The 24760-nt window shown below is 66.2% G+C and carries 21 protein-coding genes and 1 pseudogene; 8 read left to right on the top strand and 14 right to left on the bottom strand.

Annotated features, from left to right (window positions below; translation table 11 throughout):
* Positions 1-31: 31 nt before the first annotated feature.
* The 6 genes from PIN01S_RS09145 to araD1 all read right to left on the bottom strand — a co-directional run bounded on the left by PIN01S_RS09145 (position 32) and on the right by araD1 (position 6385).
* On the bottom strand, positions 32-1033 hold the full coding sequence (locus PIN01S_RS09145; RefSeq protein ID WP_084335355.1) for a substrate-binding domain-containing protein: 1002 nt from the start codon (positions 1031-1033) through the stop codon (positions 32-34).
* Positions 1034-1174: 141 nt separating this feature from the next.
* Complete coding sequence (locus tag PIN01S_RS09140) at positions 1175-1993, bottom strand: SDR family oxidoreductase (RefSeq protein ID WP_084335354.1); 819 nt, start codon at positions 1991-1993, stop codon at positions 1175-1177.
* Between the two features lie 56 nt (positions 1994-2049).
* The gene (locus PIN01S_RS09135; protein WP_084335353.1) at positions 2050-2931 is read right to left on the bottom strand and encodes an SMP-30/gluconolactonase/LRE family protein; all 882 of its coding nucleotides are present in this window, start codon (positions 2929-2931) and stop codon (positions 2050-2052) included.
* 11 nt (positions 2932-2942) lie between these two features.
* Positions 2943-3671: a FadR/GntR family transcriptional regulator gene (locus tag PIN01S_RS09130; RefSeq protein ID WP_084335547.1), complete on the bottom strand. Its 729-nt coding sequence runs from the start codon at positions 3669-3671 to the stop codon at positions 2943-2945.
* A gap of 100 nt (positions 3672-3771) precedes the next feature.
* Positions 3772-5355: an aldehyde dehydrogenase (NADP(+)) gene (locus PIN01S_RS09125; protein ID WP_084335352.1), complete on the bottom strand. Its 1584-nt coding sequence runs from the start codon at positions 5353-5355 to the stop codon at positions 3772-3774.
* A 37-nt stretch (positions 5356-5392) separates the two neighbouring features.
* Positions 5393-6385 carry an AraD1 family protein gene (gene araD1, locus PIN01S_RS09120; RefSeq protein WP_084335351.1) on the bottom strand — a complete coding sequence of 331 codons (993 nt, stop codon included), beginning with the start codon at positions 6383-6385 and terminating at the stop codon, positions 5393-5395.
* A 108-nt stretch (positions 6386-6493) separates the two neighbouring features.
* On the opposite strand from araD1, the gene PIN01S_RS09115 reads away from it, so the two are divergent.
* Positions 6494-7420 carry a LysR family transcriptional regulator gene (locus tag PIN01S_RS09115; protein ID WP_084335350.1) on the top strand — a complete coding sequence of 309 codons (927 nt, stop codon included), beginning with the start codon at positions 6494-6496 and terminating at the stop codon, positions 7418-7420.
* 539 nt (positions 7421-7959) lie between these two features.
* Here the strand turns inward: PIN01S_RS09115 and PIN01S_RS09110 are convergent.
* Positions 7960-8598, bottom strand: a complete 639-nt coding sequence (locus PIN01S_RS09110; RefSeq protein WP_084335349.1) for a response regulator transcription factor — start codon at positions 8596-8598, stop codon at positions 7960-7962.
* A 2-nt stretch (positions 8599-8600) separates the two neighbouring features.
* Positions 8601-10889 carry a PAS domain-containing sensor histidine kinase gene (locus PIN01S_RS09105; RefSeq protein ID WP_084335348.1) on the bottom strand — a complete coding sequence of 763 codons (2289 nt, stop codon included), beginning with the start codon at positions 10887-10889 and terminating at the stop codon, positions 8601-8603.
* 238 nt (positions 10890-11127) lie between these two features.
* Here PIN01S_RS09105 and PIN01S_RS09100 point away from each other — a divergent pair, with 238 nt between their 5' ends.
* The 7 genes from PIN01S_RS09100 to PIN01S_RS09070 all read left to right on the top strand — a co-directional run bounded on the left by PIN01S_RS09100 (position 11128) and on the right by PIN01S_RS09070 (position 21011).
* Entirely contained in the window at positions 11128-12750 is a 1623-nt protein-coding gene (locus PIN01S_RS09100) for an acyl-CoA synthetase (RefSeq protein WP_084335347.1), read from the top strand.
* 111 nt (positions 12751-12861) lie between these two features.
* On the top strand, positions 12862-14235 hold the full coding sequence (locus PIN01S_RS09095; protein ID WP_084335346.1) for a solute carrier family 23 protein: 1374 nt from the start codon (positions 12862-12864) through the stop codon (positions 14233-14235).
* Between the two features lie 84 nt (positions 14236-14319).
* Positions 14320-16092, top strand: a complete 1773-nt coding sequence (locus PIN01S_RS09090; RefSeq protein ID WP_084335345.1) for an acyl-CoA dehydrogenase C-terminal domain-containing protein — start codon at positions 14320-14322, stop codon at positions 16090-16092.
* An 83-nt stretch (positions 16093-16175) separates the two neighbouring features.
* Positions 16176-17357: an acetyl-CoA C-acetyltransferase gene (locus tag PIN01S_RS09085; protein ID WP_084335344.1), complete on the top strand. Its 1182-nt coding sequence runs from the start codon at positions 16176-16178 to the stop codon at positions 17355-17357.
* 47 nt (positions 17358-17404) lie between these two features.
* Positions 17405-18271: an MBL fold metallo-hydrolase gene (locus tag PIN01S_RS09080; protein WP_084335343.1), complete on the top strand. Its 867-nt coding sequence runs from the start codon at positions 17405-17407 to the stop codon at positions 18269-18271.
* A gap of 178 nt (positions 18272-18449) precedes the next feature.
* The gene (locus tag PIN01S_RS09075) at positions 18450-20195 is read left to right on the top strand and encodes an NHL repeat-containing protein (protein ID WP_084335342.1); all 1746 of its coding nucleotides are present in this window, start codon (positions 18450-18452) and stop codon (positions 20193-20195) included.
* A 417-nt stretch (positions 20196-20612) separates the two neighbouring features.
* Positions 20613-21011, top strand: coding sequence for a VOC family protein (locus PIN01S_RS09070; protein WP_084335341.1), 399 nt, complete (start codon positions 20613-20615; stop codon positions 21009-21011).
* A 24-nt stretch (positions 21012-21035) separates the two neighbouring features.
* On the opposite strand, the gene PIN01S_RS09065 is transcribed toward PIN01S_RS09070, so the two are convergent.
* From PIN01S_RS09065 to PIN01S_RS09040, 6 genes and pseudogenes are all read right to left on the bottom strand, one after another.
* Complete coding sequence (locus PIN01S_RS09065; protein ID WP_084335340.1) at positions 21036-21323, bottom strand: YceK/YidQ family lipoprotein; 288 nt, start codon at positions 21321-21323, stop codon at positions 21036-21038.
* A gap of 10 nt (positions 21324-21333) precedes the next feature.
* Positions 21334-21963, bottom strand: coding sequence for a flavin prenyltransferase UbiX (gene ubiX / locus PIN01S_RS09060; protein WP_084335339.1), 630 nt, complete (start codon positions 21961-21963; stop codon positions 21334-21336).
* A 12-nt stretch (positions 21964-21975) separates the two neighbouring features.
* Positions 21976-23328 carry a UDP-N-acetylmuramate:L-alanyl-gamma-D-glutamyl-meso-diaminopimelate ligase gene (mpl, locus tag PIN01S_RS09055; protein ID WP_084335338.1) on the bottom strand — a complete coding sequence of 451 codons (1353 nt, stop codon included), beginning with the start codon at positions 23326-23328 and terminating at the stop codon, positions 21976-21978.
* A gap of 131 nt (positions 23329-23459) precedes the next feature.
* Positions 23460-23584 (bottom strand): annotated as a pseudogene (locus PIN01S_RS09050) (helix-turn-helix domain-containing protein); the annotation flags it as partial.
* A gap of 134 nt (positions 23585-23718) precedes the next feature.
* A complete protein-coding gene (locus tag PIN01S_RS09045) occupies positions 23719-24120 on the bottom strand; it encodes a lysozyme inhibitor LprI family protein (protein ID WP_084335337.1) in 402 nt (133 codons plus the stop codon).
* A gap of 10 nt (positions 24121-24130) precedes the next feature.
* On the bottom strand, positions 24131-24760 hold a 630-nt coding region (locus PIN01S_RS09040), incomplete at its 5' end, for a pesticin C-terminus-like muramidase (protein WP_244901434.1).

Raw genomic sequence — 24760 nt, 5'->3', positions numbered from 1 at the left:
TCGCGACGGGCCTGCCAGTGGATCGCCCGGTTCATTTCCAGAGGCCGATCTTTTCCAGTTCCGCCTGGAAGTTTTCCCGGGTGATCAGGGTGACTTCGTCCATGGCGGTGTACTTGGGCGGTTCCTTGCCGGCGGTGACCCACTCGAACATCATCCGCGCGGTCTCGTAGCCTTCCACGTGCGGGCTCGGCAGCATCGAACCGAAGAATCCGCTCTTCGGCTTCTTCAGCTCGCCGATGGCGTCGGTGCCGTTGATGCCGATGCCGATCACGTTGTCGGCGCTGAAGCCGGCGCTCTCGGTGGCACGCACGCCGCCGAGTACGGTGTTGTCGTTCATCCCGCCGATGATCAGGTTCTTCGCCCCGGCCGGCAGCTTGACCAGCGCCGAGGTGGTAGCGTCCATGCTGCCGGGCACGTCGAGGGTCTTCTGCGGCGTGAAGAGGATGTGGTCCTCCGGCAGGCCGGCCTTCTTCAGCGCATCCACCGAACCGTCGGTGCGCTTCTTGCCGGTGTCCAGCTCATTGTAGGTGTTGATCACCGCGTAGGTTTCACTCCAGTCCCAGCCGCGCTTCTTCGCCTCTTCGGCCATGGCGGTGCCCTGCTTCTGGCCTACTTCGAAGGCCGCCATGCCCAGGTAGGGCACGTCCTCCATGAAGGCGCCCTTGGCGTCGATGAAGCGGTCGTCCACCGCCATCACCTTGAGGTCGTTGAGCTTGGCCTTGGCGACGATGGCCGGGCCGAGGGACACGTCCGGCGGACAGATGACGAAGCCCTTGGCGCCGTTGGCGGCCAGGCTGTCGATGGCGGAGAGGGTTTTCTCGCCGTCGGGCACGGCGATCTTGAGCACGGTGAAGCCCAGCTCCTTGCCCGCCTTCTCGGCGAATGCCCATTCGGTCTGGAACCAGGGTTCCTCGGGCTGCTTGACCAGGAAGCCGATCTTCACCTCCTCGGCGAACGAGGCGCCGGCGAAACCGAGCGCGCCGGCGGTGAGAGCGGCAAAGCACAGGGAACGAATCCCGCGACGACGAAACATAGCTACCTCCTTATTTTTATTGAATAGCTACAGCGTCCAGCGATCTTTCACGGCCACCGTGCCCCGGAACAACGGGGAGCGTATCGGACGACAGGCCCTACAGTCTTATCATGTGATCAATAACCGAACGTGACCTACTTTTCATTCGTGATAAAGGACCGAGCGCCCACCATCGATGGTGATGCACGCGGCATTGATGAACGGCGCCTCGTCGGTGGCGAGGAATAATGCAGTCATGGCCACTTCCACCGGCTGGCCGATGCGCCGTGTCGGGTGCATGTCGAACGCCCGCTGGCGCTCGGCATGGGGATCGGGAAACCCGTTCCAGTAGTCGATATTGAGCTGCGTCTCGATGTAGCCGGGGGCGATGGCGTTGACGCGGATGCCCTTGGGCGCGTACTCGATGCCCAGTGCGCGGGTCAGCCCGAGCAGGCCGTGCTTGGCCACCGGGTAGGGGAAGCAGCCGGGGATGATGTTGGTAGAGTGCACCGAGGCGATGTTGATGATGTTGCCCACGCCGCGCGACAACATGTGCGGCAGTACGGCCTTGCAACCATGCCAGACGCCGTCCAGGTCGATGGCGAAGCAGCGCCGCCAATCTTCGTCGGTCATTTCCAGCGGATCGCGGAATACGTTGACTCCGGCACAATTGACCAGCACATCGACCTTGCCGTAGCGCTCGATGGCCAGGTCGACCAGCGCCTGCAACTGCGCCGGCTGGGTGACATCCACCTGCATCGCCAGGACTTCGCCGCCTCGTTCGCGCCAGGCGGCGGCCACCCGTTCGGCCTTCTCGCCCTGGATGTCGCCGGTCACCACCTTGGCCTGCTGGGCCTGGAAGCAGGCCACGATGGCCTCGCCGATGCCCTGGGCGCCGCCGGTGACGATCACCACCTTGTCCTTCAGACGCTCGCCGCGCACCGGCTCGGGAACCGGCGGGAGAGAGAGGGGTAACGCCATGTCGATACACTCCTGTATGAATGGATGGACACCGGCCAGAGCCGATGCATGCGGGCTCAGCCGGCGAAGCGCTGGCAGGCCAGGCCGGTGACGCCGACATCGGCCATCAGCACGGCGCCGTTCAACCCGCCACCGGCGCCGGCCGGAGCCGCGCTGGTGACGTACAAGGTGCTCAGGTCAGGGCCACCGAAGACGCAGCTGGTGGGGTGGCTGACCGGTAGCTCCACCACCCGGTCGAGGCTACCGTCGGGGGCGAAGCGCAACAGGCAATGGCCGCCCCAGCGGGCGTTCCAGACGTAGCCTTCGGCGTCCATCGCCGAGCCGTCGGGCACCCCGCGCGGATGCGGGCCGGCCCAGACGCTGCGGCCATCCAGCAGTTCGCCGTCGCCGAGGATGTTGTAGCGGTAGATGACGCCGTCCAGGCTGTCGGCGCAGTAGAGGGTGTCCGCCTTGCGATTCCAGAGCAGCGTGTTGACGATGCCCATGCAGCCGAGCAGGCGGTTGACCACACCATATTCGTCGACCCGGAACAAGCTGCCGGAACGTCGGGTGACCGGCAGGTCGCCGCCCTTGGCATCGAGGTTGTTCTGCATGGTGCCGAGCCAGAGCCTGCCCGCCGAATCGCAGCGGGCCTCGTTGGCACGGTTGCCGGTGACGCTGTCGGCGATGCAGAGCAGCGTCAGGCGCGGGTCCTCGGCGTGCGACGAGAGGTCCAGGCGATACACGCCGCTGGCCAGGGTCACCAGGGCATCGCCGCTCTCGCAGGGAATGAAGGCGGAAACCGGTTCGTTGAAGCGCCACTGCTCGAAGCGGCCGTCACACAACCGGCAGGCCAGGAAACCGGCGATATCCACCCAGTACAGGGCCTGGTCGCGGCGATCCCAGAACGGCCCCTCGGCCAGCTTGAAGCGGTGATGCGACAGCGGCAGCCACTCCATACAACCTCCCGTCAGGGCGTGCTCATCCGCTGCTCGCGAGGCGCGAACAGTTCCGGATAGTGCTGAGAGATGGTCACGGCGGCCCGCTCGATCAGGGTCATGCAGACCCACACGCCGCGCGCCACATCGCGCGCGGAGATGGCATCGGCCAGGTCCTTGTGCAGCGAGAGGGTCTGCCCCAGTTCGTCCGGCACCGCCGAAGACACTTCGAACGACACCGCCAGTTGTGCGCCCAGGGCGGGCAGCATCTGCTCGATGAATTGATTGTGGCTGGCCGCCAGAATGGCTTCGTGGAAGCGCCGGTCGGCATCGTTGTAGGCGTCCTTGTCGCCCATCGAGGCCTCCAGCATGCGGTAGGCCGCCTGGATCTCGGCGATCTGCTCCGGCGTCGCCCGCTGGCAGGCCCAGCGCACCGCCACCGGCTCGATGGTACGACGTAGGTCGAGCAGGTCCATGACGAAATTTTCCGGCAGGCCGTGTTGCGCGAGCCAGCCCACCACCTGCGGATCGAACAGGTTCCAGCTGCGCACCGGCATGACCCGCGTGCCGACCTTCGGCCCGACCTGGAGCATGCCCTTGGCCACCAGCGTCTTGATCGCTTCGCGCAGCACCGTCCGGCTGATGCCCAGCTCTTCGCAGAGGTCCGCCTCGACCTTCAGCGACTGGCCCGGTAGGACGTTGCCCGAGGCGATCCAGGAGCCCAGCCGGTCGACGGTCGATGCGTGAAAACGGCTGGACATCGTCACCTCTGCCATGCGCGTTCATTTTTAGAGTGTCCTGCAGGCTAATCATCATATGATTGGATGTCAACGACCGAGGCGACGCATGGTTGACCATGTCTCAAAGCAGCGGATCACGGGTGTTTTCGCCATCCACGAGGCGCGAAATACCGAGCGGATTGGCGTTCTTCAGCGCGTCCGGCAGGAGCGCATCCGGGTAGTTCTGGTAGCACACCGGACGCAGGAAGCGCTCGATGGCCAGGCTGCCCACCGAGGTGCCGCGCGCATCCGAGGTGGCGGGATAGGGCCCGCCGTGGACCATCGCATCGCAGACCTCCACGCCGGTCGGGTAGCCGTTGAGCAGCAGCCGCCCGGCCTTCTGCTCCAGCAGCGGGACCAGCGTGGCGAACGCCTCCAGGTCAGCCGGTTCGGCGATCAGGGTGGCAGTGAGCTGGCCATGCAGCCCGAGCAGGGCCTGGCGCAACTGATCGGCGCTGTCGACCTCCACCACCACCGTGGTCGGCCCGAAGACCTCTTCCTGCAACAACGCATCGCCCTCCAGCAGCAGGCGGACGTCGGCCTTGAACACCTGCGGCCAGGCCCGGTTGCCCTGCTGCGCTTGGCCGGCCAGGCGTGTCACGCTCGGGTGTGCTTGCAAGCGCGCCAGCCCTTGCGCGTAGCTCGCCAGGGTGCCGGCATTGAGCATCGCCTGCGGCGGCTGCTCGGCCATGTGCCCGGCGAGGCGCTCGACAAAAGCGGAAAATTCCGGCGAACGGATGCCGATGACCAGGCCGGGATTGGTGCAGAACTGTCCGCAACCGAGCACCACCGACGCGCTCAGTTCGGCGGCGATCGTCTCGCCGCGCACCTTCAACGCCTCTGGCAGGACGATCACCGGGTTGATGCTGGACATCTCGGCGAACACCGGAATCGGTTGCGGCCGTGCCGCGGCCATGTCGCAGAGGGCACGGCCGCCTCTCAGCGAGCCGGTGAAACCCACCGCCTGGATCGCCGGGTGCTTGACCAGCCACTCGCCGACCCCGCCGCCGTAGACCATGTTGAACACCCCGGCCGGCATGCCGGTGCGCTCGGCGGCGCGGACCAGTGCATCCGCCACCCACTCCGACGTGGCCAGGTGGCCGCTGTGCGCCTTGAACACCACCGGACAACCGGCGGCCAGGGCGGCGGCCGTATCGCCGCCGGCGGTGGAAAAGGCCAAGGGGAAGTTGCTGGCGCCGAATACCGCTACCGGGCCGAGGCCGATGCGGCACTGGCGTAGGTCGGGACGCGGTAGCGGTTGCCGGTCGGGCAACGCGCGGTCGATGCGCGCGCCATGGAAATCGCCGCGCCGCAACACCCGGGCGAACAGCCGCAACTGGTTGCTGGTGCGGGCGCGCTCGCCCTGGATACGCGCCGTCGGCAGCGCGGTTTCCCGGCACACCGTGGCGATGAACTCATCGCCCAGGGCATCGATCTCGGCGGCGATGGCATCGAGGAATTCGGCGCGCCGCTCGGGCGACAGGCTGCGGTACGCCGGGTAGGCCTCGGCGGCGGCCCGCGCGGCGGCGTCCACTTCGTCGGAGGTCGCCTGGTGGAAGCGATGGGGCAGGACCTCGCCGTTGGCGGCATCGACGCTGTAGAGGATGACATCGCCGGCCGCGCTGCGTCCGCCGCCGATGTAGTTGTGACCGAGAATGACCGACATGGAGGCTCCTTGAAGAGGGTTCCGGACAGGCGCCGCGCTACAGCGCGCAGACTCCGCCCGCCGCGATGACCGGGGCACGCACTTCGATGCCGTTGCACAGCGGTTCACCGAAGGCGTCCAGGGCAATCTCGAAGCGATCGCCCGGCTGGGTCTTGATGCCATCGGCGAACGACAGGGTCGCGGTGCCGAAGAAATGCACGTGCACATCGCCGGGCCGGAGGAACTGTGCGTACTTGAAATGGTGGTATTCGAGGTTCTCCAGGCTGTGGCACATGTTGTCCTCGCCGGAGAGGAATTCCCGCTCCCAGAGCACCTCGCCGTTCCGCCGGATGCGGCTGGTGCCGGCCAGATGACGAGGCAACTCGCCCAGGCGCAGCTCCGGGCCGAAGGCGCAGTAGCGCAGCTTGGAATGGGCCAGGTAGAGGTAGTTCTTGCGCTCGACGACGTGGTCGGAGAATTCGTTGCCAAGGGCGAAGCCCAGGCGATAGGGCTTGCCGTCGTCGCCGATCACGTACAACCCGGTCAGCTCCGGTTCTTCGCCGAAATCCTCGGCGAAGTCCGGCGCTGGGAAATCCGCCCCCGGCCGCACCACGATGCTGCCGTCGCCCTTGTAGAACCATTCCGGCTGGGTGCCGATGTTGCCAGGCAGCGGGCGCCCCCCATCCAGGCCCCAGCGGAACATGCGCATGCTGTCGGTCAGCTTGTCTTCCTGCAGCGCGGTCTGATGCATCCTGTCGCGGGTCGCGGCGCTGCCGAGGTGGGTCAGGCCGGTGCCGCTGACCAGGCAGTGGGCTGGATCGTCATGATCCAGCGGCGGCAGCACGCGTCGTTCGGCCAGCAGCTCGCGATACAGCGGGCCGGGCTCACAGCCGCGTGCCTGCACTTCCTCGGCCAGGCCGTGCCCGTTGCGGATCGCCGCCAGGGCCAGTTCGCGGGTGCTGCGCGCCTGCGCGACGACCTCGATGCGCTCGCCGGCCACCACACCGACCCGGCGCTCGCCATTGGGGTTCTCGAACTGGATCAGGCGCATGCCGGGCTCCTTGGGTCTGTTTTCCGTTGCGATGCCAGCACTTTAAAAATCCCGAAGGCTGCTGCCTAATGACGGCTTCTGATCGAGCGATAACTTTTCCTCATCCCCATGATCGCTTCCCTGCCCGCCATCGTCTCCCGCCTGCGCCTGAAGCAGCTCCGCCTGCTCATCGCCCTCGACGAGCACGGCTCTCTGCACCGCGCCGCCGAACGTATCGCCATCACCCAGCCGGGCGCGACCAAGGCCCTGCACGAAATCGAAAGCACCTTCGGCACCAGCCTGTTCACCCGCACCAGCCAGGGCCTGGAGCCGAACGATCTGGGCCGCTGCGTGATCCGCTACGCGCGACTGATCCACAGCGACCTGGCGCACCTGCGCGAAGAGATGATGGGGATTCTCCAGGGTCACGGCGGACGTCTGGCGGTGGGCGCCATCATGGGCGCGGTGCCGCTGCTGCTGCGCGCCCTCGGGCGTCTGCGGGAGAAGCAGCCGGAGCTGTCGGTGGAGATCGTCGAGGACACCAGCGCGCGCCTGCTCGACCTGATCGACCAGGGCCGCCTCGATCTCGCCATCTGCCGCACCAGCGTCAGCCGCCGGCCGGACGCCTACGACTGTTTGTGCCTGTACGGTGAACCGCTGTGGGTGGTGTGCAACCCCGGCAACCCGCTGCTGTGGGCGGAACGCCTGGAACTGCAGGACCTCGGCGACTGCCGCTGGGTGGTCTACCCGACCAACATGCCCATGCGCCTGCTGCTGGAGCGGGAATTCCGCGAGGCGGGCCTGGAATTCCCGCGCTATCCATTGGAAACCTCCTCCACCTTCACCACCCTGACGCTGCTGCAGCAGGACCCGGCGCTGATCGCCCTGCTGCCCGAAGAGGTGGCCGCCTCCGCCGCGCGCTTCGGCATGCTCGCCCGGCTGCCGCTGCACCTGCGCTCGGTCAGCGAGCCCTACGGCGTCATCAGCCGCCACGGCGCCAGCCTGCCGCCACCGGCGCTGCTGTTGCTGGATGAGTTGAGGCTGGAGGCGGATTAGGCTGACGCCTTCCTGCGCTGTGTAGGAGCCCGCTCTGCTGGCGAAGGGACCGTAGGGGCGAATTCATTCGCCCTATCTACGTTAAGTGCTGCTGGAAGTCCTGAGTCAATCCGATTACTGAGTTCAGTAGAAAGTTCTTGTTTCGCCTCCCGGCGAGTTACTTCTGGCAATCGCCCCAGAAGGTAACCAAGAGGGCTTGCCCCGGCATACGGGTCTCGCTTCGCGAGACTTCCCTCCCTCCATCGCCGTTCCGGGGGCCCGCTGCGAAGGGCCATCCCTGGCCAATCGCAGCTCTCGCGGCATCCATGCCGCTCAACCCCCTACACGACGATTCCGCTCGGCCTCCTGACGGGGCGTCCGCGTTGGCCCCACCTCTTTTGCAAACTTTCTGGCAATGACAAAGCGTCGGCTCACGTCATTACGCCGAGCGGTACGAATCTTTCCTCTCTCATTTACGGGAGAGGGTGGCCCGCAACAGAAGAAAGGTCGCGCTAGAGGAATTCCATTCGCCCCTACGCCCGTACAGCGCAGGGCAACCCCTAGCCCCGCAGACGTAGCGGGTCGACCAGCCCCGCCGCCACGGCCATGCCCACCAGATCCGGCAGGGTCTCGGCCTGCATGCGTTTCATCACCCGCGAGCGGTAGAGGTCGACGGTCTTCACGCTGACGTCGAGCTGCTCGGCGATCTCCCGGTTGGTGTAGCCGCGCACCAGCGGCAACAACACGTCGCGTTCGCGTGGGGTGAGGCTGTCCAGGCGCGCCTGGACTTCGGCCAGGCCGGCGCCGGCCATGGGTTGTACGGCGAAGCGGCTCAGCGCCTGCTGCACGCTGTCCAGCAGCAACTGCTCGTTGTAGGGCTTTTCGATGAAGTCCACCGCGCCGGCACGGAAGGCGCGGACCACGATGGGCACGTCGGCATGGCCGCTGACGAAGATCACCGGCAGGTCCAGGCCACGGGCGCGCATTTCTTCCTGCACGTTCAGCCCGCCCATGCCGGGCATGCGCACGTCCAGCAGAACGCAGGCGTTCAGGCGCGGATCGCAGGCGGCGAGGAAATCCCGTCCGTTGGTGAACGGCAGGGCCTTGAGGCCGACCGATTCGAGCAGCCAGACCGTCGAATCGAGCATGCCCTGGTCATCATCCACCACGTAGACGAGCTGTTCGGGTTGTTGCGACATCGTCACTCCTGTTGTTCTTCTCGTGCCCTGGGCTCTTCCGCGCGGCCCAGCGGCAGCCGGCATTCCAGGCGCAAGCCGGAAATCTCGCCGGGATGCGCCTCGAGGGCACCGCCGAAGCCTTCGACGATGCTGCGGCTCATGGACAGGCCGAGCCCCAGGCCATCCGGCTTGCTGGTGTAGAACGGCGTGAACATCTGCGCCAGGGCCTGTTCGCTGGCTCCGGGCCCTTCGTCGCTCACGCCAATGCACAACTGGATGCCGTCGCGCCGTGCGTCGAGACGGATGCGCGACGGTGCGCCGGGATGGGCCTCGCGGTTGGCGTCGATGGCGTTGCGCAGCAGATTGAGCAGCACCTGCTCGATCAACACCGGGTCGGCATAGACCGGCGGCAGATTGTCCGCCAGATGTTCCTCGATCGTCACTTGGCAATTGGTCGCCTCCCACTGGCAGAGGCGCACCGCTTCGCGCGCCACCTGCGCCACGTCGAGCGCCTGGGTGCGCCGCTGGCCCTTGCGCAGGAAGGCCCGCAGCCGCTTGATGACCTCCGAGGCGTGGTTGGCGTGCTCGGTGATGCGCTCCAGCCCCTGGGCGACGCGCTCGGCCGCCTGCGGGTTGCTGCCGAGGGATTGCAGGTAGCGCTGGCTGGCGTTGGCGTAGTTGACCACCGCCGCCAGGGGCTGGTTGATCTCGTGGGCGATGCCGGACGCCAGTTCGCCCAGCGTGACCAACCGCGCGGTGTGCGCCAGCTCGTCCTGGTGACGGCGTTGCTGGGCCTCGCGCAGCTCGCGTTCGGTCATGTCGCGGGCCACCAGCGAGTAGTAGCGTTCGCCGCTGGCGGCGCGGTGCGCCAGCAGCACCAGGGAGACCGGCAGGGAGGCCGCATCGCCCAGCGGCTGCAAGCGCGCCTCGGCGCTCCATACGCCCGAAGCATCGGCGGTGCGCCAACCGTCGCGGCGCAAGGCGGCCATGTCCTGGGCCGCCAGCAGGGCATCCAGTGCCGGCAGCGGTGCATCGTCGGCGATCCGCAGGGCGCGGCGGGCGGAAGGATTGAGGTGGGTCAGGTGCCCCTCGGGATCGAGGAACAGCACCAGGTCGGTGTTGGCCTCCACCACCTCGGCCAGGCGCCGGCGGTTCTCCTCGGCCTGGACGCGGGCGGTGATGTCCCGCGAGACGCTGACGATTTCCACCACCGCGCCGGTGTAGGTCTCGCGAATCGCCCGGCTGGCCGTCTCGAACCACAGGTAATGACCGTCGCGGTGGCGGATACGGTAGGTCATGGTGTGGTAGCCGTCCTGCTCCAGCGCCTCGCGGGTGCTTTGCTCCAGTTGTGCCTGGTCCTGGGGGTGGAACAGTGTCTGGACGAAGCGCCCGCGCAGTTCTTCCGGCCAGTAGCCGAGCAGGGTCCAGGAGGCTGGCGACGCATCGAGGAAGCAGCCGTCGGGGGTGTGGCGGGAAATCAGGTCGGTGGTGTTCTCGGTGATCAGCCGGTACAGCCGCCGGGCCCGCGCCGCCTCGCGTTCGGCACGGATCGCCTCGGTCGCCTGGCGGGCCCGCGCCAGGACACGCCCGGCCACCCGGTCGGGAATGAATGTCCAGATGAAAATGTCGTCGCCCAGCTCCGCCTCGACGCCCTCGATGGGACGCGCCTGCTCCAGACAGGCTCGCACGAGTCGCACGTGGTTCACCGGCAGGTAGGCGTCCACCTCGCTCACCGGACGATCGCCGAGAAGCGCCTGGAGCACGGCGTTCAGTTCCAGCGGTCGCGCCTCGGCATCCAGCAGCAGGCTGGGTTGCGGGTCGGCCCCCGGTAGCAGCGCGCCGCGCACCGGCCCCGCGACGGCGAGCAGGGTGTCCAGCAGCTCGTGGACCAACCCCAGCCAGTGCAGGTCGACGCCCTCCGCCACCTCGATCAACAGCAGCCCCGGCTGGCCTTCATCCAACGCCAGCGACAACGCCTGGCCATGGCTGATCGCCGCGCGGCGCAACCGTCCGGCCAGCCAGCAAGGCAACTGGCGCAGCTCGGCGAAGGTCAGCCGACGTCGCTCCAGCAGGGCATCGAACAATGCCTGGTCGCTGGCCTGCAGCGGATCGCCGAAACCGGGCGGCAGTTGCTGGGCCCGACCCACGTGGCTGTAGATACCGCTGTCAGGCTGCCAGCGCAGGTAGAACGCCTGGCGCACCTCAGGGCAGGCCTGCAACGCATGGCGCAGGACATCGGCACGCTCCGCCAGCGGCAGCGCTTCCTGCTGCAGACGCAACCAGCTCTGCAACTGCACCCGCATGTCGTACATCGCCACCCTCCCATTCGTCGCCTTGATCCGGTTCCGAGCGCACCGGAGCGCGAGCATCGCCGTTGTACACCGCAGCGTAAAGCGGCTCCGAATTAAATATAGTATTTTTACTATACTACACTGGTATTACTTCCATAAAAATCAGAACAGATATATAAATCACCCAGACAAAGAAACCATCCTCCCAGATCGCCATGCCCGGGAGGACAGAGCTAACAAACAGCCACTGGGTGCCCACATGTCGATTTACGAACAAGGCCTTTCGCCTGCCGCCGTCAACCACATCGCCCTCTCCCCGCTCAGTTTCATCGAGCGCACCGCCGCCGTTTACCCGCACTACCCCGCCGTGATCCATGGCTCGATCCGCCGTACCTGGGCGGAAACCTACGCACGCTGCCGCCGTCTCGCCTCGGCCCTGGCCGGCCGCGGCATCGGCAAGGGCGACACGGTGGCGGTGATGCTGCCGAACATCCCGGCGATGCTGGAAGCGCACTTCGGCGTTCCGATGATCGGCGCGGTGCTCAACACCCTGAACGTGCGCCTGGACGCCGAGGCCATCGCCTTCATGCTGCAGCACGGCGAAGCCAAGGTGCTGATCGCCGACCGCGAGTTCGAGGAAGTCATCCATGCGGCGGTGGGCATGCTCGATCACCCGCCGCTGGTGATCGACGTGGACGACCCGGAGTACGGCGAAGGCCGCCCGGTCAGCGATCTGGACTACGAGGCCCTGCTCGCCGAGGGCGACCCGGAATTCGACTGGCAGTGGCCGGCCGACGAGTGGCAGGCCATCAGCCTCAACTACACCTCCGGCACCACCGGCAACCCGAAGGGCGTGGTCTACCACCACCGTGGCGCCTACCTGAACGCCCTGGGCAACCAGATGACCTGGGCCATGGGCAACCACCCGGTCTACCTCTGGACCCTGCCGATGTTCCACTGCAACGGCTGGTGCTACCCCTGGACCGTCACCGCGCTGGCCGGCGTTCACGTGTGCCTGCGCCGGGTCGATCCGCAGAAGATCCTCACCCTGATCCGCGAACACCAGGTCACTCACCTGTGCGGCGCGCCCATCGTGCTCAACGCCCTGGTGAACATGCCGGAATCGGCCAAGGCCGCCATCGATCACCCGGTGAAAGCCATGATCGCCGGCGCCGCGCCGCCGGCCAAGGTAATCGGCGCAGTGGAGGAAATGGGCATCGCCGTGACCCACACCTATGGCCTTACCGAGGTCTACGGTCCGGTGACCCTGTGCGCCTGGCACGCCGAATGGGACGCGCTGCCGCTGGAGGAGCGCGCCACCATCAAGGCGCGCCAGGGCGTGCGCTACCCGACCCTGGAAGGGCTGATGGTCGCCGACCCGAAAACCCTGGAGCCGGTGCCGCGTGATGGCCAGACCATCGGCGAGATATTCATGCGCGGCAACACCGTGATGAAGGGCTACCTGAAGAACCCCAGCGCCACCGCCGAAGCCTTCGAAGGCGGCTGGTTCCACACCGGCGACCTGGGCGTGTGCCACGCCGACGGCTACGTGGAAATCCGCGACCGGCTGAAGGACATCATCATCTCCGGCGGCGAGAACATCTCCACCATTGAGGTCGAAGGTGTGCTCTACCGCCACCCAGCCGTGCTGGAAGCCGCCGTGGTCGCCCGCCCGGACGAGAAATGGGGCGAGACACCCTGCGCCTTCGTCACCCTCAAGGCCGACCACCAGCAGGTCAGCGAGGCCGACATCATCGGCTTCTGCCGCGACCACCTGGCCGGGTTCAAGGTGCCGAAGACGGTGGTCTTCACCACCTTGCCGAAGACCTCCACCGGCAAGATCCAGAAATTCGTCCTGCGCGACATGGCCAGGGCGCTCTGACCCCGCTTGAAACACCGGAGCGGCGCGTGCCGCTCCAGGGCCTCGCCATGTCCGCGAAAAGCCGTTTGCACAACAACAAGAACCGGCCCCAGGGGCCAACGGAGAACCGCAATGCAAGTATTCAAGCGTCGTGACGGGGACGAGCAGCCCCACTGGCCCCTCGGCCCGTTCAAGGTCCGCCTGCCGTTCGTCCACTACCGCTGGGAAACCGCCGAGATGCTCCAGGCGCTGATCATGTTCGTGGTCAGCCTGGGCATGATCCCGCTGCTGGAGAAGTACCTCGGCCTGCCCTACGACGTCGCCCTCGCCTACGTGGTGATCTGCGGCATCGGCTTCATGCTCCCGGCCCTGCTCGGCGTCCCGCTGGTGCCCGGCTGGATCACCCCCGGCATCCCCGTGGTGCTGCTGTTCCTCAGCGACTACCAGCCCGGCCCGCAGGCGATCCAGGCACTGTTCGCCCTGCAGTTCCTGGTGTTTCTGATCTTCCTCCTGCTCGGGGTGACGCGCCTGGGCAGCGTGATGGTGCGCCTGGTGCCCAACTCGATGAAGGGCGGCATCATCATCGGCGCCGGCATGGCCGCGCTGATGGGCGAGATCCAGACCGGCGGGCGCCTGGCCAACACCCCGGTGTCCCTGGTACTGGGCAGCCTGATCTGCCTGTACCTGATGTTTTCGGTGTCGTTCAAGGGCCTCACCGAGCGCGTGCCGATGGCGCGCAGGATCGTCAACTACGGCATGGTGCCGGGCATGCTGGTGGCGATCTTCATCGGCATCGCGGTGGGCGAGTACAAGGTCCCGGACATCCGCTGGGGCATCACCCGGCCGGCCTTCGACCAGCTCTGGCAGTACCTGCCGTTCAGCCTGGGCTTCCCCGACGCGAAGATTTTCCTCTATGCCGTGCCCACTGCGCTGATCGCCTACATCATCGCCTTCGGCGACATCATCGTCGGCCAGTCGCTGATGCAGCGCGCCGATGAGCTGCGCACCGACGAGAAGATCGACAACAACGTCGACCGCATCCATCTGGTCACCGCGCTGCGCAACGCCCTGCATGCCTTCTTCGCGCCCTACCCCGGCCTCGCCGGCCCGCTGTGGACCGCCGCCGCGGCGACCATGGCCGAGCGCTACAAGTACGGCCGCAAGGCGATGGACTCGATCTTCAGCGGCGCCGGCACCTTCTGGATCACCGGCTTCATCGCCCTGTTCATCCTGCCGCTGGTGAGCTTCTTCCAGCCGGTGCTGCCGATCGCCCTGTCGCTGACGCTGATCCTCACCGGCTACATCTGCCTGATGGTCGGCTTCGAGCAGCTCGACAACAACACCGAGCGCGGCATCGCCGGCACCATGGGCGTAGTCCTCGCGGTGTACGGCGCAGGCTGGGGCCTCGCTGCCGGCGCGGCGCTGTACATCCTGGTCGAACGCACCCACCTGCTGCGCTTCGCCAGCCCGAAAACCTCCGTCAGCGGCTCACCCGATGCCGACTGACCCTACGGGCCGGCGGCACATGCCGGCCCCTTTTTATTCCCTACCGGCCGGGGGCTTCCCCCGGCGTCCTGCATGAGGTGACCGATGCCCGAGTTCAACGCCCCCCTGCGCGACATGCGTTTCGTCCTGCACGAGGTTTTCGATGCCCCGGCGCTCTGGGCCCGCCTGCCGGCCCTGGCCGGCACGGTGGATGGCGATACCGCCGACGCCATCCTCGAAGAAGCGGCCAAGGTCACCGGCCAGCTCATTGCCCCGCTGAGCCGTGGCGGCGACGAGGAAGGTGCGCAGTGGAAGGACGGCGCGGTCACCACCCCGGCCGGCTTCAAGGAAGCCTATACCACCTACACCGAAGGCGGCTGGGTCGGCCTCTCCGGCAACCCGGCCTACGGCGGCATGGGCATGCCGAAGATGCTCGCCGTGCAGTTCGAGGAAATGCTCTACGCGGCCGATTCCAGCTTCGCCCTCTATTCGGCGTTGAGCGCGGGCGCCTGCCTGGCCATCGACGCCCACGCCGACGAGGCGCTGAAAAGCCGCTACCTGCCGCCGATGTACGAGGGCCGCTGGGCCGGCTCCATGTGCCTGACCGAACCCCACGCCGGCACCGATCTCGGCCTCATCCGCACCCGCGCCGAACCGCGGGCGGACGGCAGCTACGCCATCACTGGCACCAAGATCTTCATCACCGGCGGCGAACAGGACCTCACCGAGAACATCGTGCACCTGGTGCTGGCCCGCCTGCCGGACGCGCCGGCCGGGCCCAAGGGTATCTCGCTGTTCCTGGTGCCCAAGGTACTGGTCGGCGATGACGGCAGCCTGGGCGAAGCCAACGCCGTGTCCTGCGGCTCCATCGAACACAAGATGGGCATCAAGGCCTCGGCCACCTGCGTGATGAACTTCGACGGCGCCATCGGCTGGCGGGTGGGTGAGGCCAACAAGGGGCTCGCCGCGATGTTCACCATGATGAACTACGAGCGCCTGTCCATCGGCATCCAGGGCATCGGCTGCGCCGAGGCGTCGTACCAGGCCGCCGTGGCCTATGCCCGCGAGCGTATCCAGAGCCGCGCGCCGACCGGCCCTGTAGCCAAGGACAAGGCGGCCGACCCGATCATCGTCCACCCCGACGTACGCCGCATGCTGCTGACCATGAGGGCCATGACCGAGGGCGGCCGCGCCTTCGCCTGCTTCGTCGGCCAGCAGCTCGACCTGGCCAAGTTCGCCGACGACACCGACGAACAGCGCGAAGCCGAAGCGCTGGTGGCGCTCCTCACACCGGTGGCCAAGGCCTTCTTCACCGACACCGGTCTGGACAGCTGCGTGCACGGCCAGCAGGTGTTCGGCGGCCACGGCTACATCCGCGAATGGGGCCAGGAACAGCGGGTGCGCGACGTGCGCATCGCCCAGATCTACGAAGGCACCAACGGCATCCAGGCCCTCGACCTGCTCGGCCGCAAGGTGGTGGGCAACGGCGGCGCCACGCTGCGGCGCTTCACCGGGCTCATCCGCGCCTATGCCGAGTCCCCCGCCGCGCCCTATCGCGAGGCGCTGCTGGACGCGGTTCGCCGCCTGGAAGACGTCAGCGCCTGGCTGCTCGACCGCGCCGCGCAGAACCCCGCGGAAATCGGCGCCGCCTCGGTGGAGTACCTGCACCTGTTCGGCTACGTCGCCTACGCCTGGCTGTGGTCGCGGATGGCCGAAGTGGCCGAGCGCCGGCAGGCCGAGGACGAAGCCTTCTATGGCGCCAAGCGGGCCACCGCCGCGTTCTTCTTCCAGCGTCTGCTGCCGCGCACCCTCGCCCTGGAGGCAGGCATCCGCGCCGGCAGCGCCTCGTTGTACGGATTGGCTGCGGAGCAGTTCTGAGTTGCGTGAGCGCGGGCGCCGCCCTTGGCGTCCGCGTTCTTTTTCATTGCGCGCCCCCCGTGCGGGGTGCACCGGAGAGACCCATGCGTGAAGTCGTGATCGTCGCTGCCCGCCGCACCGCCATCGGTGCCTTCCAAGGTTCCCTGAGCCGCATTCCGGCCGCCGAGCTGGGCGCGACGGTGATCCATAGCCTGCTCGCCGACAGCGGCCTGGCCGGCGAACAGGTGGACGAAGTGATCCTCGGCCAGGTGCTCACCGCCGGCGCCGGGCAGAACCCCGCGCGCCAGGCCGCGCTGAAGGCCGGCCTGCCGCACACGGTACCGGCCATGACCCTGAACAAGGTCTGCGGCTCGGGGCTCAAGGCGGTGATCCTCGGCGCCCAGGCTATCCGCTGCGGCGATGCCGAGGTGGTGATCGCCGGCGGCCAGGAGAACATGAGCCTGTCGCCCTTCGTCCTGCCCGGCGCCCGCAGCGGCCTGCGTATGGGCCACGGCAAGCTGGTCGACAGCATGATCGAGGATGGCCTCTGGGACGCCTTCAACCAGTACCACATGGGCATCACCGCGGAGAACCTGGCCGAGCAGTACGGCATCACCCGCTGCGAGCAGGATGCCTTTGCCGCCCGTTCGCAACAGCGCGCCTGCGCCGCCATCGAGGCCGGTCGCTTCGCCGGGGAGATCGTCCCGGTCGAGATTCCCCAGCGCTATGGCGACACCGTGATCTTCCAGCAGGACGAACAGCCGCGGGCCGGCACCACCGCCGATGGCCTCGCCACGTTGCGCCCGGCGTTCAAGGGCGATGGCAGTGTCACCGCCGGCAACGCCTCCACCCTCAACGACGGCGCCGCCGCGGTGCTGCTGATGAGCGCCGCCAAGGCCGACGCCCTCGGCCTGCCGGTGTTGGCGCGGATCGCCGCCCACGCCAGCGCCGGGGTCGATCCGGCGATCATGGGCATCGGCCCGGTGTTCGCCACCTGCCGCGCCCTGGAAAAGGCCGGCTGGTCGCTGGAGCAACTCGACCTGGTGGAGGCCAACGAAGCCTTCGCCGCCCAGGCTCTCGCCGTCGGCCGCGAACTCGGCTGGGACAGCGCCAAGGTCAACGTCAACGGCGGCGCCATCGCCCTCGGCCATCCCATCGGCGCCTCGGGTTGTCGTATCCTCGTCAGCCTTCTGCACGAGATGCGCCGCCGCGAAGCCCGCAAGGGGCTGGCGACCCTGTGCATCGGCGGCGGCCAGGGCGTGGCCCTGGCGGTCGCACGCGACTGAAACCACAACAACGACGAGGGCGCCCGACGCGCCCCGCAGGATCGGCTATGCGCACCCTCACCACCCTTGTTGGCAACAGCCAGAAACTCGATGGCGGCGCCATGTTCGGCAACGCCCCGCGCGCACTCTGGGAGCGCTGGATGCCAGCGGACGAACACCATCGCATCGACCTCGGCTGCCGCGCCCTGCTGGTCCGCGAAGACGATCGCAACGTCCTGGTGGAGACGGGCATCGGCGCCTTCTTCTCCCCGGAAATGAAGCGCCGCTTCGGCGTGCAGGAAGACCGCCACGTGCTGCTCGACAGCCTGGCGGCGGTCGGCCTGTGCGATGCCGACATCGATGTGGTGGTGCTCACCCACCTGCATTTCGACCACGCCGGCGGCCTGCTCGCCGCCTGGGAAGAGGGACTGGCGCCGCGCCTGCTGTTCCCCAATGCGCGCTTCGTCACCGGCCGCCGCCAGTGGCAGCGCGCCTGCAACCCGCACCCGCGCGACCGGGCCTCCTACATCCCGGAACTGCTCGAGTTGCTGGAAGCCAGCGGTCGCCTGGAACTCGTGGACGGCGAAGGCGGCTCCGCCCTGCTCGGCCCGGATTGGCGCTTCCACTGGAGCGACGGCCACACGCCGGGCCAGCTCCTGCCGGAGATCGCCATGCCCGACGGCCCGGTGGTGTTCGCCGGCGACCTGATCCCCGGCGCGCCCTGGGTCCACCTGCCCATCACCATGGGCTACGACCGCTTCCCCGAGGGCCTGATCGAAGAGAAGGAACGCCTGCTCGACAGCCTGCTGGCACGCAACGGCCGGCTGGTGTTCACCCACGACCCGGCGACCGCCCTGGGCCGGGTGAGCCGCGACGACAAGGGTCGCTACACCCTGGTCGAAGCGTGTGCCGAGGTGCACGGCCTGGCTGCCTGAGGCGCCGTCAAACAGGACATATCTCACAAATCGTCTGCCAAGGGCTACCGGAATCCGGAACACGACGGAACCGGCCAGCCACCCAGCGCTTGCGGGTGCCCTCCCGGTGTGGCAATCAGCGTGTCGGACCCGCCAGTCGGAATCCGACCTCGCTCACTCCACACCTTGGGAGACAAGGATGCCAACACCCGCCTTCCCCCGTTCGCACACCACCCCGACAACCCCCTGGCGCATTTCCGCAGCGCTGCTGGCGCTATCGGTCATGGCCTCACCGTTCGCCCTTGCCAGCCCGGCCGCAGGCGGCAGCCAGCGCGAGCCCGTCTTCGCCTACCCGCTGGTCAAGGGCGCCACGCTGTCCAGCACCAACGGCGTCTACGTCAACGACCGGGACGAACTGTTCGTCACCAGCGTCGTCGGCCGCAGCATCACCCAGTTGAATCCCCGTAGCGGCCGGGTGATCCGCACCCTGGGCCCGGCACAGGGCGTCGAGGCGCCGGACGACCTGGTCTTCGACCATGCCGGCAACCTCTACTGGACCGCCTTCCTCACCGGAGAGATCGGCCGCCTGACCCCGGACGGCGAAAAAACCACCGTGGCCAATCTCGGGCGCGGGGTCAACGCCATCACGATTTCCGATGACGGCAACACCCTCTACGTCAGCCGCGTGTTCCTCGCCGACGAGGTGTGGCAAATCGACCTGACCGGCGCCAACCCGCCGCGCCTGCTCGCCAACAACCTCGGCGGCTTCAATGGCATGGACCTCGGCCCCGACGGCAAGCTCTATGGCCCGCTGTGGTACCACGGCCAGGTGGCGCGCATCGACCCGGCCACCGGCAGCGTGAAGATCGTCGCCAATGGCCTGGGCACCCCGGCGGCGGTCAAGTTCAACGCCGCCGGCGAGCTGTTCGTCATCGACCAGGCGCGCGGCCAGGTGCTGCGAGTGGACGTTGAGAGCGGCACGCTGCAAACGGTCGCCGAGGTGGGCGAAGGCGCCGATAACCTGGCCTTCGACTCGAAAGGCACGCTGTACGTCTCCAACGCCCACGACGCGGCGATCCGTCGCGTGACGCTGAACGGCGACGAGGGCGAAGTCCGCCGGCTCACCCGCGGTGGCATGACCACCGGCGCCGGCATCGCGGTGCACAAGGCGGGCGGACGCGAGTCCGTGTTCGTCGCGGATATCTACTCGCTGCGCGAGTACGCCCCGCGCACCGGCCGCCTGCGCAGCATCGCCCACAGCATCGTGGGCGGCGTCACCCCGCTGAACACGCCCTTCAGCGTGGGCTCCCATGGCGATTACCTGGTCACCACCTCCTGGTTCTCCAACGCCGTGCAGGTCTGGGACCCGGCCCTGGAAACCGTGGTGGCCGACCACCGCGACTTCTCCGTACCGCTCAACGCCATCGGCTTCGGCAACGACCTGGCGGTGGCGGAACTGGGCAGCCGCTGCGTCATGCAGCGCCCGGCCAACACCACCGAGCGCAACCCACTGGGCTGCGGCTTCAGCGTGCCGGTGGGCCTGGCGCAGCGCGACGGCAAGCTCTGGGTATCGGACTGGGCCACCGGCTCGGTCTGGCAAGTGGCCGAAGGCTACAAGGCCCTGGCCTCACCCAAGCGGGTCGCCGATGGATTCGCCCAACCGGAAGGCCTCGCCGCCACGCCGTCCGGCGCCCTGCTGGTGGTGGAAACCGGCGCCGACCGTCTGGTGAAGCTCGACCTCGCGACGGGCAAGCGCACAGTGCTGGCGAAGGACCTGCCGGTCGGCAACAGCGGCACGCCGGGCTATCCGCCGTCGTGGATCTTCAACGGCGTAGCGGTGGATGACTGCGGCGTGGCCTACGTGACCGTCGACGGCGACCGCAGTGTTCGTCGCATCGCCGATCTGCAGGCAGTGCGTTGTGAGTTGGGGGGCGGTCAGCGCTGACGCTCGTGACGCCCCTGGGGCTGCCGAGGGGGAGTTTGTTGGGGCGATGGGTCGACTTTGCGAGTTGTGAAGTCTCCACCTCCGCCCCCTCACCCCAGCCCTCTCCCCAAAGGGGCGAGGGGGCAGTCTGTGCGGGTTCCGAAGGTTCGGAGGTCGTTCTTCAATCCCTTGGGAGGGTCAGGGTGAAGAGGTAGTCTGGGTGAACTCCGAAGGTTCGGGAATCGCTCTTCAGTCCCCTCTCCCCCCTGGGGAGAGGGCTAGGGTGAGGGGGCGGAGGTCCGGGCTACACCGCACCTATCGGCCGAAAGAATAAAACCTCCCCCAAATCACCCAGAACAAACACCTTCCCCAAGCAAACATCCCCATCCTGTACTTCACTCAAAGACACCCTCAGGTACCACAAGACCCGGAGGACGCATGAGCACTCGGATCTTCGTCAACCTGCCCGTGAAAGACCTGGACCGCTCGATGGCCTTCTACGAGCGCCTGGATTTCGAGCCGGACCTCCGCTTCACCAACGACAGCAGCGCCTGCCTGGAAATCGCCGACGGCCTCTACCTCATGCTGCTCACCGAAGCCCGTTTCCGCGAGCGCATCGGCGGGCCGTCCTGTGACGCCCAGCGCAGCAGCGAGGTGCTGGTCAGCCTGGTCCTGGACAGCCATCAGGAGGTGGACGATCTGCTGAACAAGGCGGTGGCGGCCGGTGCGCGCGTCCATGGGGAGCCGCAGGATCACGACTTCCTCCACGCCCGCACCTTCCGCGACCCGGACGGGCATCTGTGGGAGTTGGTGCATCAGTATCCCGACGTGGTTTAGAGCCGGTTCGCGATTTGCTGCGCGTCACATCCCGCCGCTGACACCCAGGCTCAGGCCGAGCACCGCGGCCAGGGAGAACGGCAGCAGCAAGGTATCCAACAAGGCGCTGGCGGGCAGGTCGATGGCGGCATATTTCGGCGGTTCGGCGCCGAAGCGGTCGCGCGGGCAACAGCCGCCGTTGAGGCTGTACCAGTCCAGCCGCGTACCGGAATAGACGATCGGCGCCCCCGGTTTGGCCGCGTCCAGCGTCCGCACCGTGGCGCACCCGCCCAGCATCAGGACCAACACCAGGGCACTCGCCGCACGCACCATCCTCACGCCGCTACTCCTCACTCACCACATGGTGCTCGCCCCAGCGCGGCAGCATGTCCTGGGGGATGTTCAGCACGTTGAGGATGCGCGCCACCACGAAATCGACGAGGTCGTCCACCGTCTGCGGCTGGTGATAGAAGCCCGGCGAGGCCGGCAGGATCACCGCGCCGAGGTTGGAGAGCTTGAGCATGTTCTCCAGATGGATGCTGGAATACGGCGCCTCGCGCGGCACCAGCACCAGTTGGCGGCGCTCCTTGAGCACCACGTCGGCGGCCCGCTCGATCAGGTTGTTGCAGGCGCCGGTGGCGATGGCTGACAGGGTGCCGGTGGAACAGGGCACCACCACCATGGCGCTCGGCGCGCCGGAGCCCGAGGCCGGCGGCGCCATCCAGTCTTCCTTGCCGTAGACGCGAATCTGCCCTGGCGCGGCGCCGGTGTATTCGCTGAGGAACGCCTGCATCGCCTGCGGCTTGCCCGGCAGGGTGACGTCGGTCTCGGTGGCGATCACCAGTTGCGCCGCCTTGGAAATCAGGAAGTGCACTTCGCGTTCTTCCTGGATCAGGCAATCCAGCAGGCGCAGGCCGTACTGGGCGCCAGAGGCACCGGTCATAGCGAGGGTTACGCGCTCCGGTCCGCTCATAAAAGGCTCTCCTTAGATTGCCAGTGCCTTGGCCAGCTTGCCATGCAGGCCGCCAAAGCCGCCATTGCTCATGATCACCACCTGGGTGCCCGGCGCGACTTGGCCCTTCACCCGCGCGATGATCGCCTCCAGCGTGTCGCAGACCACCGCCGGCACTGGACAGGCCGCCGCGGTGGCGCCGAGGTCCCAGCCGAGGTTCGGCGGCGCGTACCAGATCACCTGGTCGGCCTGCTGCACCGACTCCGGCAGGCCGTCGCGGTGGGCGCCCAGTTTCATGGAGTTGGAGCGCGGCTCGATGATGGCGATCACCGGCGCGTCGCCGACCTTCTTGCGCAGGCCGTCGAGCGTGGTGGCGATGGCCGTGGGGTGGTGGGCGAAGTCGTCGTAGACCGTCACGCCATTCACCTCGGCAACCTTCTCCATGCGCCGCTTGACGCTCTTGAACAGGCTCAGCGCCTCGGCGCCCTGCTTCGGCAGCACACCCACGTGCCGCGCCGCCGCCAGGGTGGCCAGGGCGTTGGCAACGTTGTGCCGGCCGCTCAGCTCCCAATCCACCACGCCCTGCACCTCGCCATCGAAGACCACTTCGAAGCGCGAGCCGTCCTCGGCCAGCAGGTTGGCCTGCCATTGGCCGCCGTCGCCGGTGGTCTGCACCGGCGTCCAGCAACCCATGTCGAGCACGCGGCGGATGGCCTCTTCGGAGGTCGGGTGGATGATCAGGCCCTCGCCGGGAATGGTCCGTACGAGGTGGTGGAACTGCCGCTCGATGGAGGCGAGGTCGGGGAAGATGTCCGCGTGGTCGAACTCCAGGTTGTTCAGGATCGCCGTGCGCGGGTGGTAGTGGACGAACTTGGAGCGCTTGTCGAAGAAGGCGCTGTCGTATTCGTCGGCCTCCACCACGAAGAACGGCGTACCGCCCAGCCGGGCGGACACGCCGAAGTTCTGCGGCACGCCACCGATGAGAAAGCCCGGGCTCATGCCGGCATGCTCCAGCACCCAGGCCAGCATGCTGGTGGTGGTGGTCTTGCCGTGGGTCCCGGCCACACCCAGCACCCAGCGCCCCTGCAGCACGTGGTCGGCCAGCCATTGCGGGCCGGAGACATAGGGCAGGCCCTTGTTCAGCACGTACTCCACCGCCGGGTTGCCGCGCGACAGCGCATTGCCGATCACAACAAGATCCGGCTCCGGTTGCAGGTGAGCCGGCTCGTAGCCCTGCATCAACTCGATGCCCTGGGCTTCCAGCTGGGTGCTCATGGGGGGATAGACATTGGCATCGGAGCCAGTGACGCGATGTCCCAGCTCCTTCGCCAGAACGGCCAGCGAGCCCATGAAGGTGCCGCAGATGCCGAGGATGTGGATATGCATGAATGACCTCTGAAACGGGCCGGAACGGCCCGACGAACATGGGCCGCAGGTTAGCACAGGCGGCCCGGCGGTTGAGTCAGAGGTAGGATAGAAGGCGACTCGAAACGAAGGGGACTTATCTCGATTACGCACAACTCCCGGCTGATGGTCGAAGGAGATCGTTTGATCAAGCAGGCAATCTTGCGCTGGCTGAAGCCTTGGGCATGACCGATTGAATGGTGACGCGCTCTTCAACGCTGAGTGCGGAATAAGACATAGAGCAACACCGTACCGGAAAGGTCAGGTGTTGCACTTAGTTTTTTGTTGCCGTCATGACTACAGCATCAGTCAGGGGAATGACACCAAAACATATGAAACTAATCGCTTTTGCCAAGTGCATCATGATTCCCCCTATATGTCGGGTGAAATCTTGTCTAGATAATTAGCCCTGCTTTTGCTCATTCTTGCAATGCAATTATTAGTAGTGGTTATATGTGCCTCGGTCCCCCTTTCCATTTCAAATGCCTCTAGTTCACAGTTTTTATCTCTAACTTTCAACCATGCGCGCTGGGATTCTTTTAATAGTGATAGATATTCGCTTGCAAGATCTGCGGAGTTCTTATATTGATTTTTAATTCGCCTCAGGGCCTCTTGATATGAAGTGTTAAGCCGATTATCAGCTATTTTCTTGACGTGCTCTGAGCAGAGGAAAATCTGCTGAGAACTCTCAATACTATCGCACGGGGAGCTGACTTCAGCATTTGCGCAGAAGGACAAAGTGGTTAGCAGTATAAACACTGTTTTTTTTCTCATCTTTGAAATCCTAATTGTTTCCAAGATAGTTTGCTCTGCGTCTTCCGGGCTCATACTGGCTTATTGCAGGCGTATTTTCTATATAATTTATCAATTCGTTTTTGTCGTTTTTCATGCCGGCCTTCATAGGGTTTGGTCCTTTTGTAAAGCCTTGGTATACGAAATCCACTAGAATATCCTGAATAACTTGATCCAAGTTGCTCCACTCAAACCGTCCGGCTTCGCCGATGGTCCAGTGGTTGTAGTTTTGTATGGCTCTATCGACATAGTCTGGATATATCAAATTGAATAGAGCGATTTCCTGCTCTGAAGATATTTCACCTATTTCTAGCTTGTTATTCGCCACGAATTGTTGCGCTGAGCTTCCATTCAATCCATGTGCTTGAGCAATTTTGGTTGCTTGCTCTTGGCCGATTCCGGCCTCAATCATGTGCCCATATATCTCTGACTCGCTTCTTGACCCCATGTCATAGCCGCGTCCTAGAGTTACTCCAGAAAGCTCGTTTCCTGGCCAATGAATTACGCGGCTGAAAAAAGGTGATCCTGGAATGTTGTTTCCTTCAGCATCGAAAGTGATTTTGCCTTTTCTAATTGACTGATTGACCCTATTGATTTTGAGAGTAGCTATAAGGCCTACCGG

The sequence above is a fragment of the Pseudomonas indica NBRC 103045 genome (assembly GCF_002091635.1).
Classification (GTDB): Bacteria; Pseudomonadota; Gammaproteobacteria; order Pseudomonadales; family Pseudomonadaceae; genus Pseudomonas_M; species Pseudomonas_M indica.
Note: the sequence above shows the minus strand (reverse complement) of the source record. Positions and strands in the feature narration are given on the sequence as shown.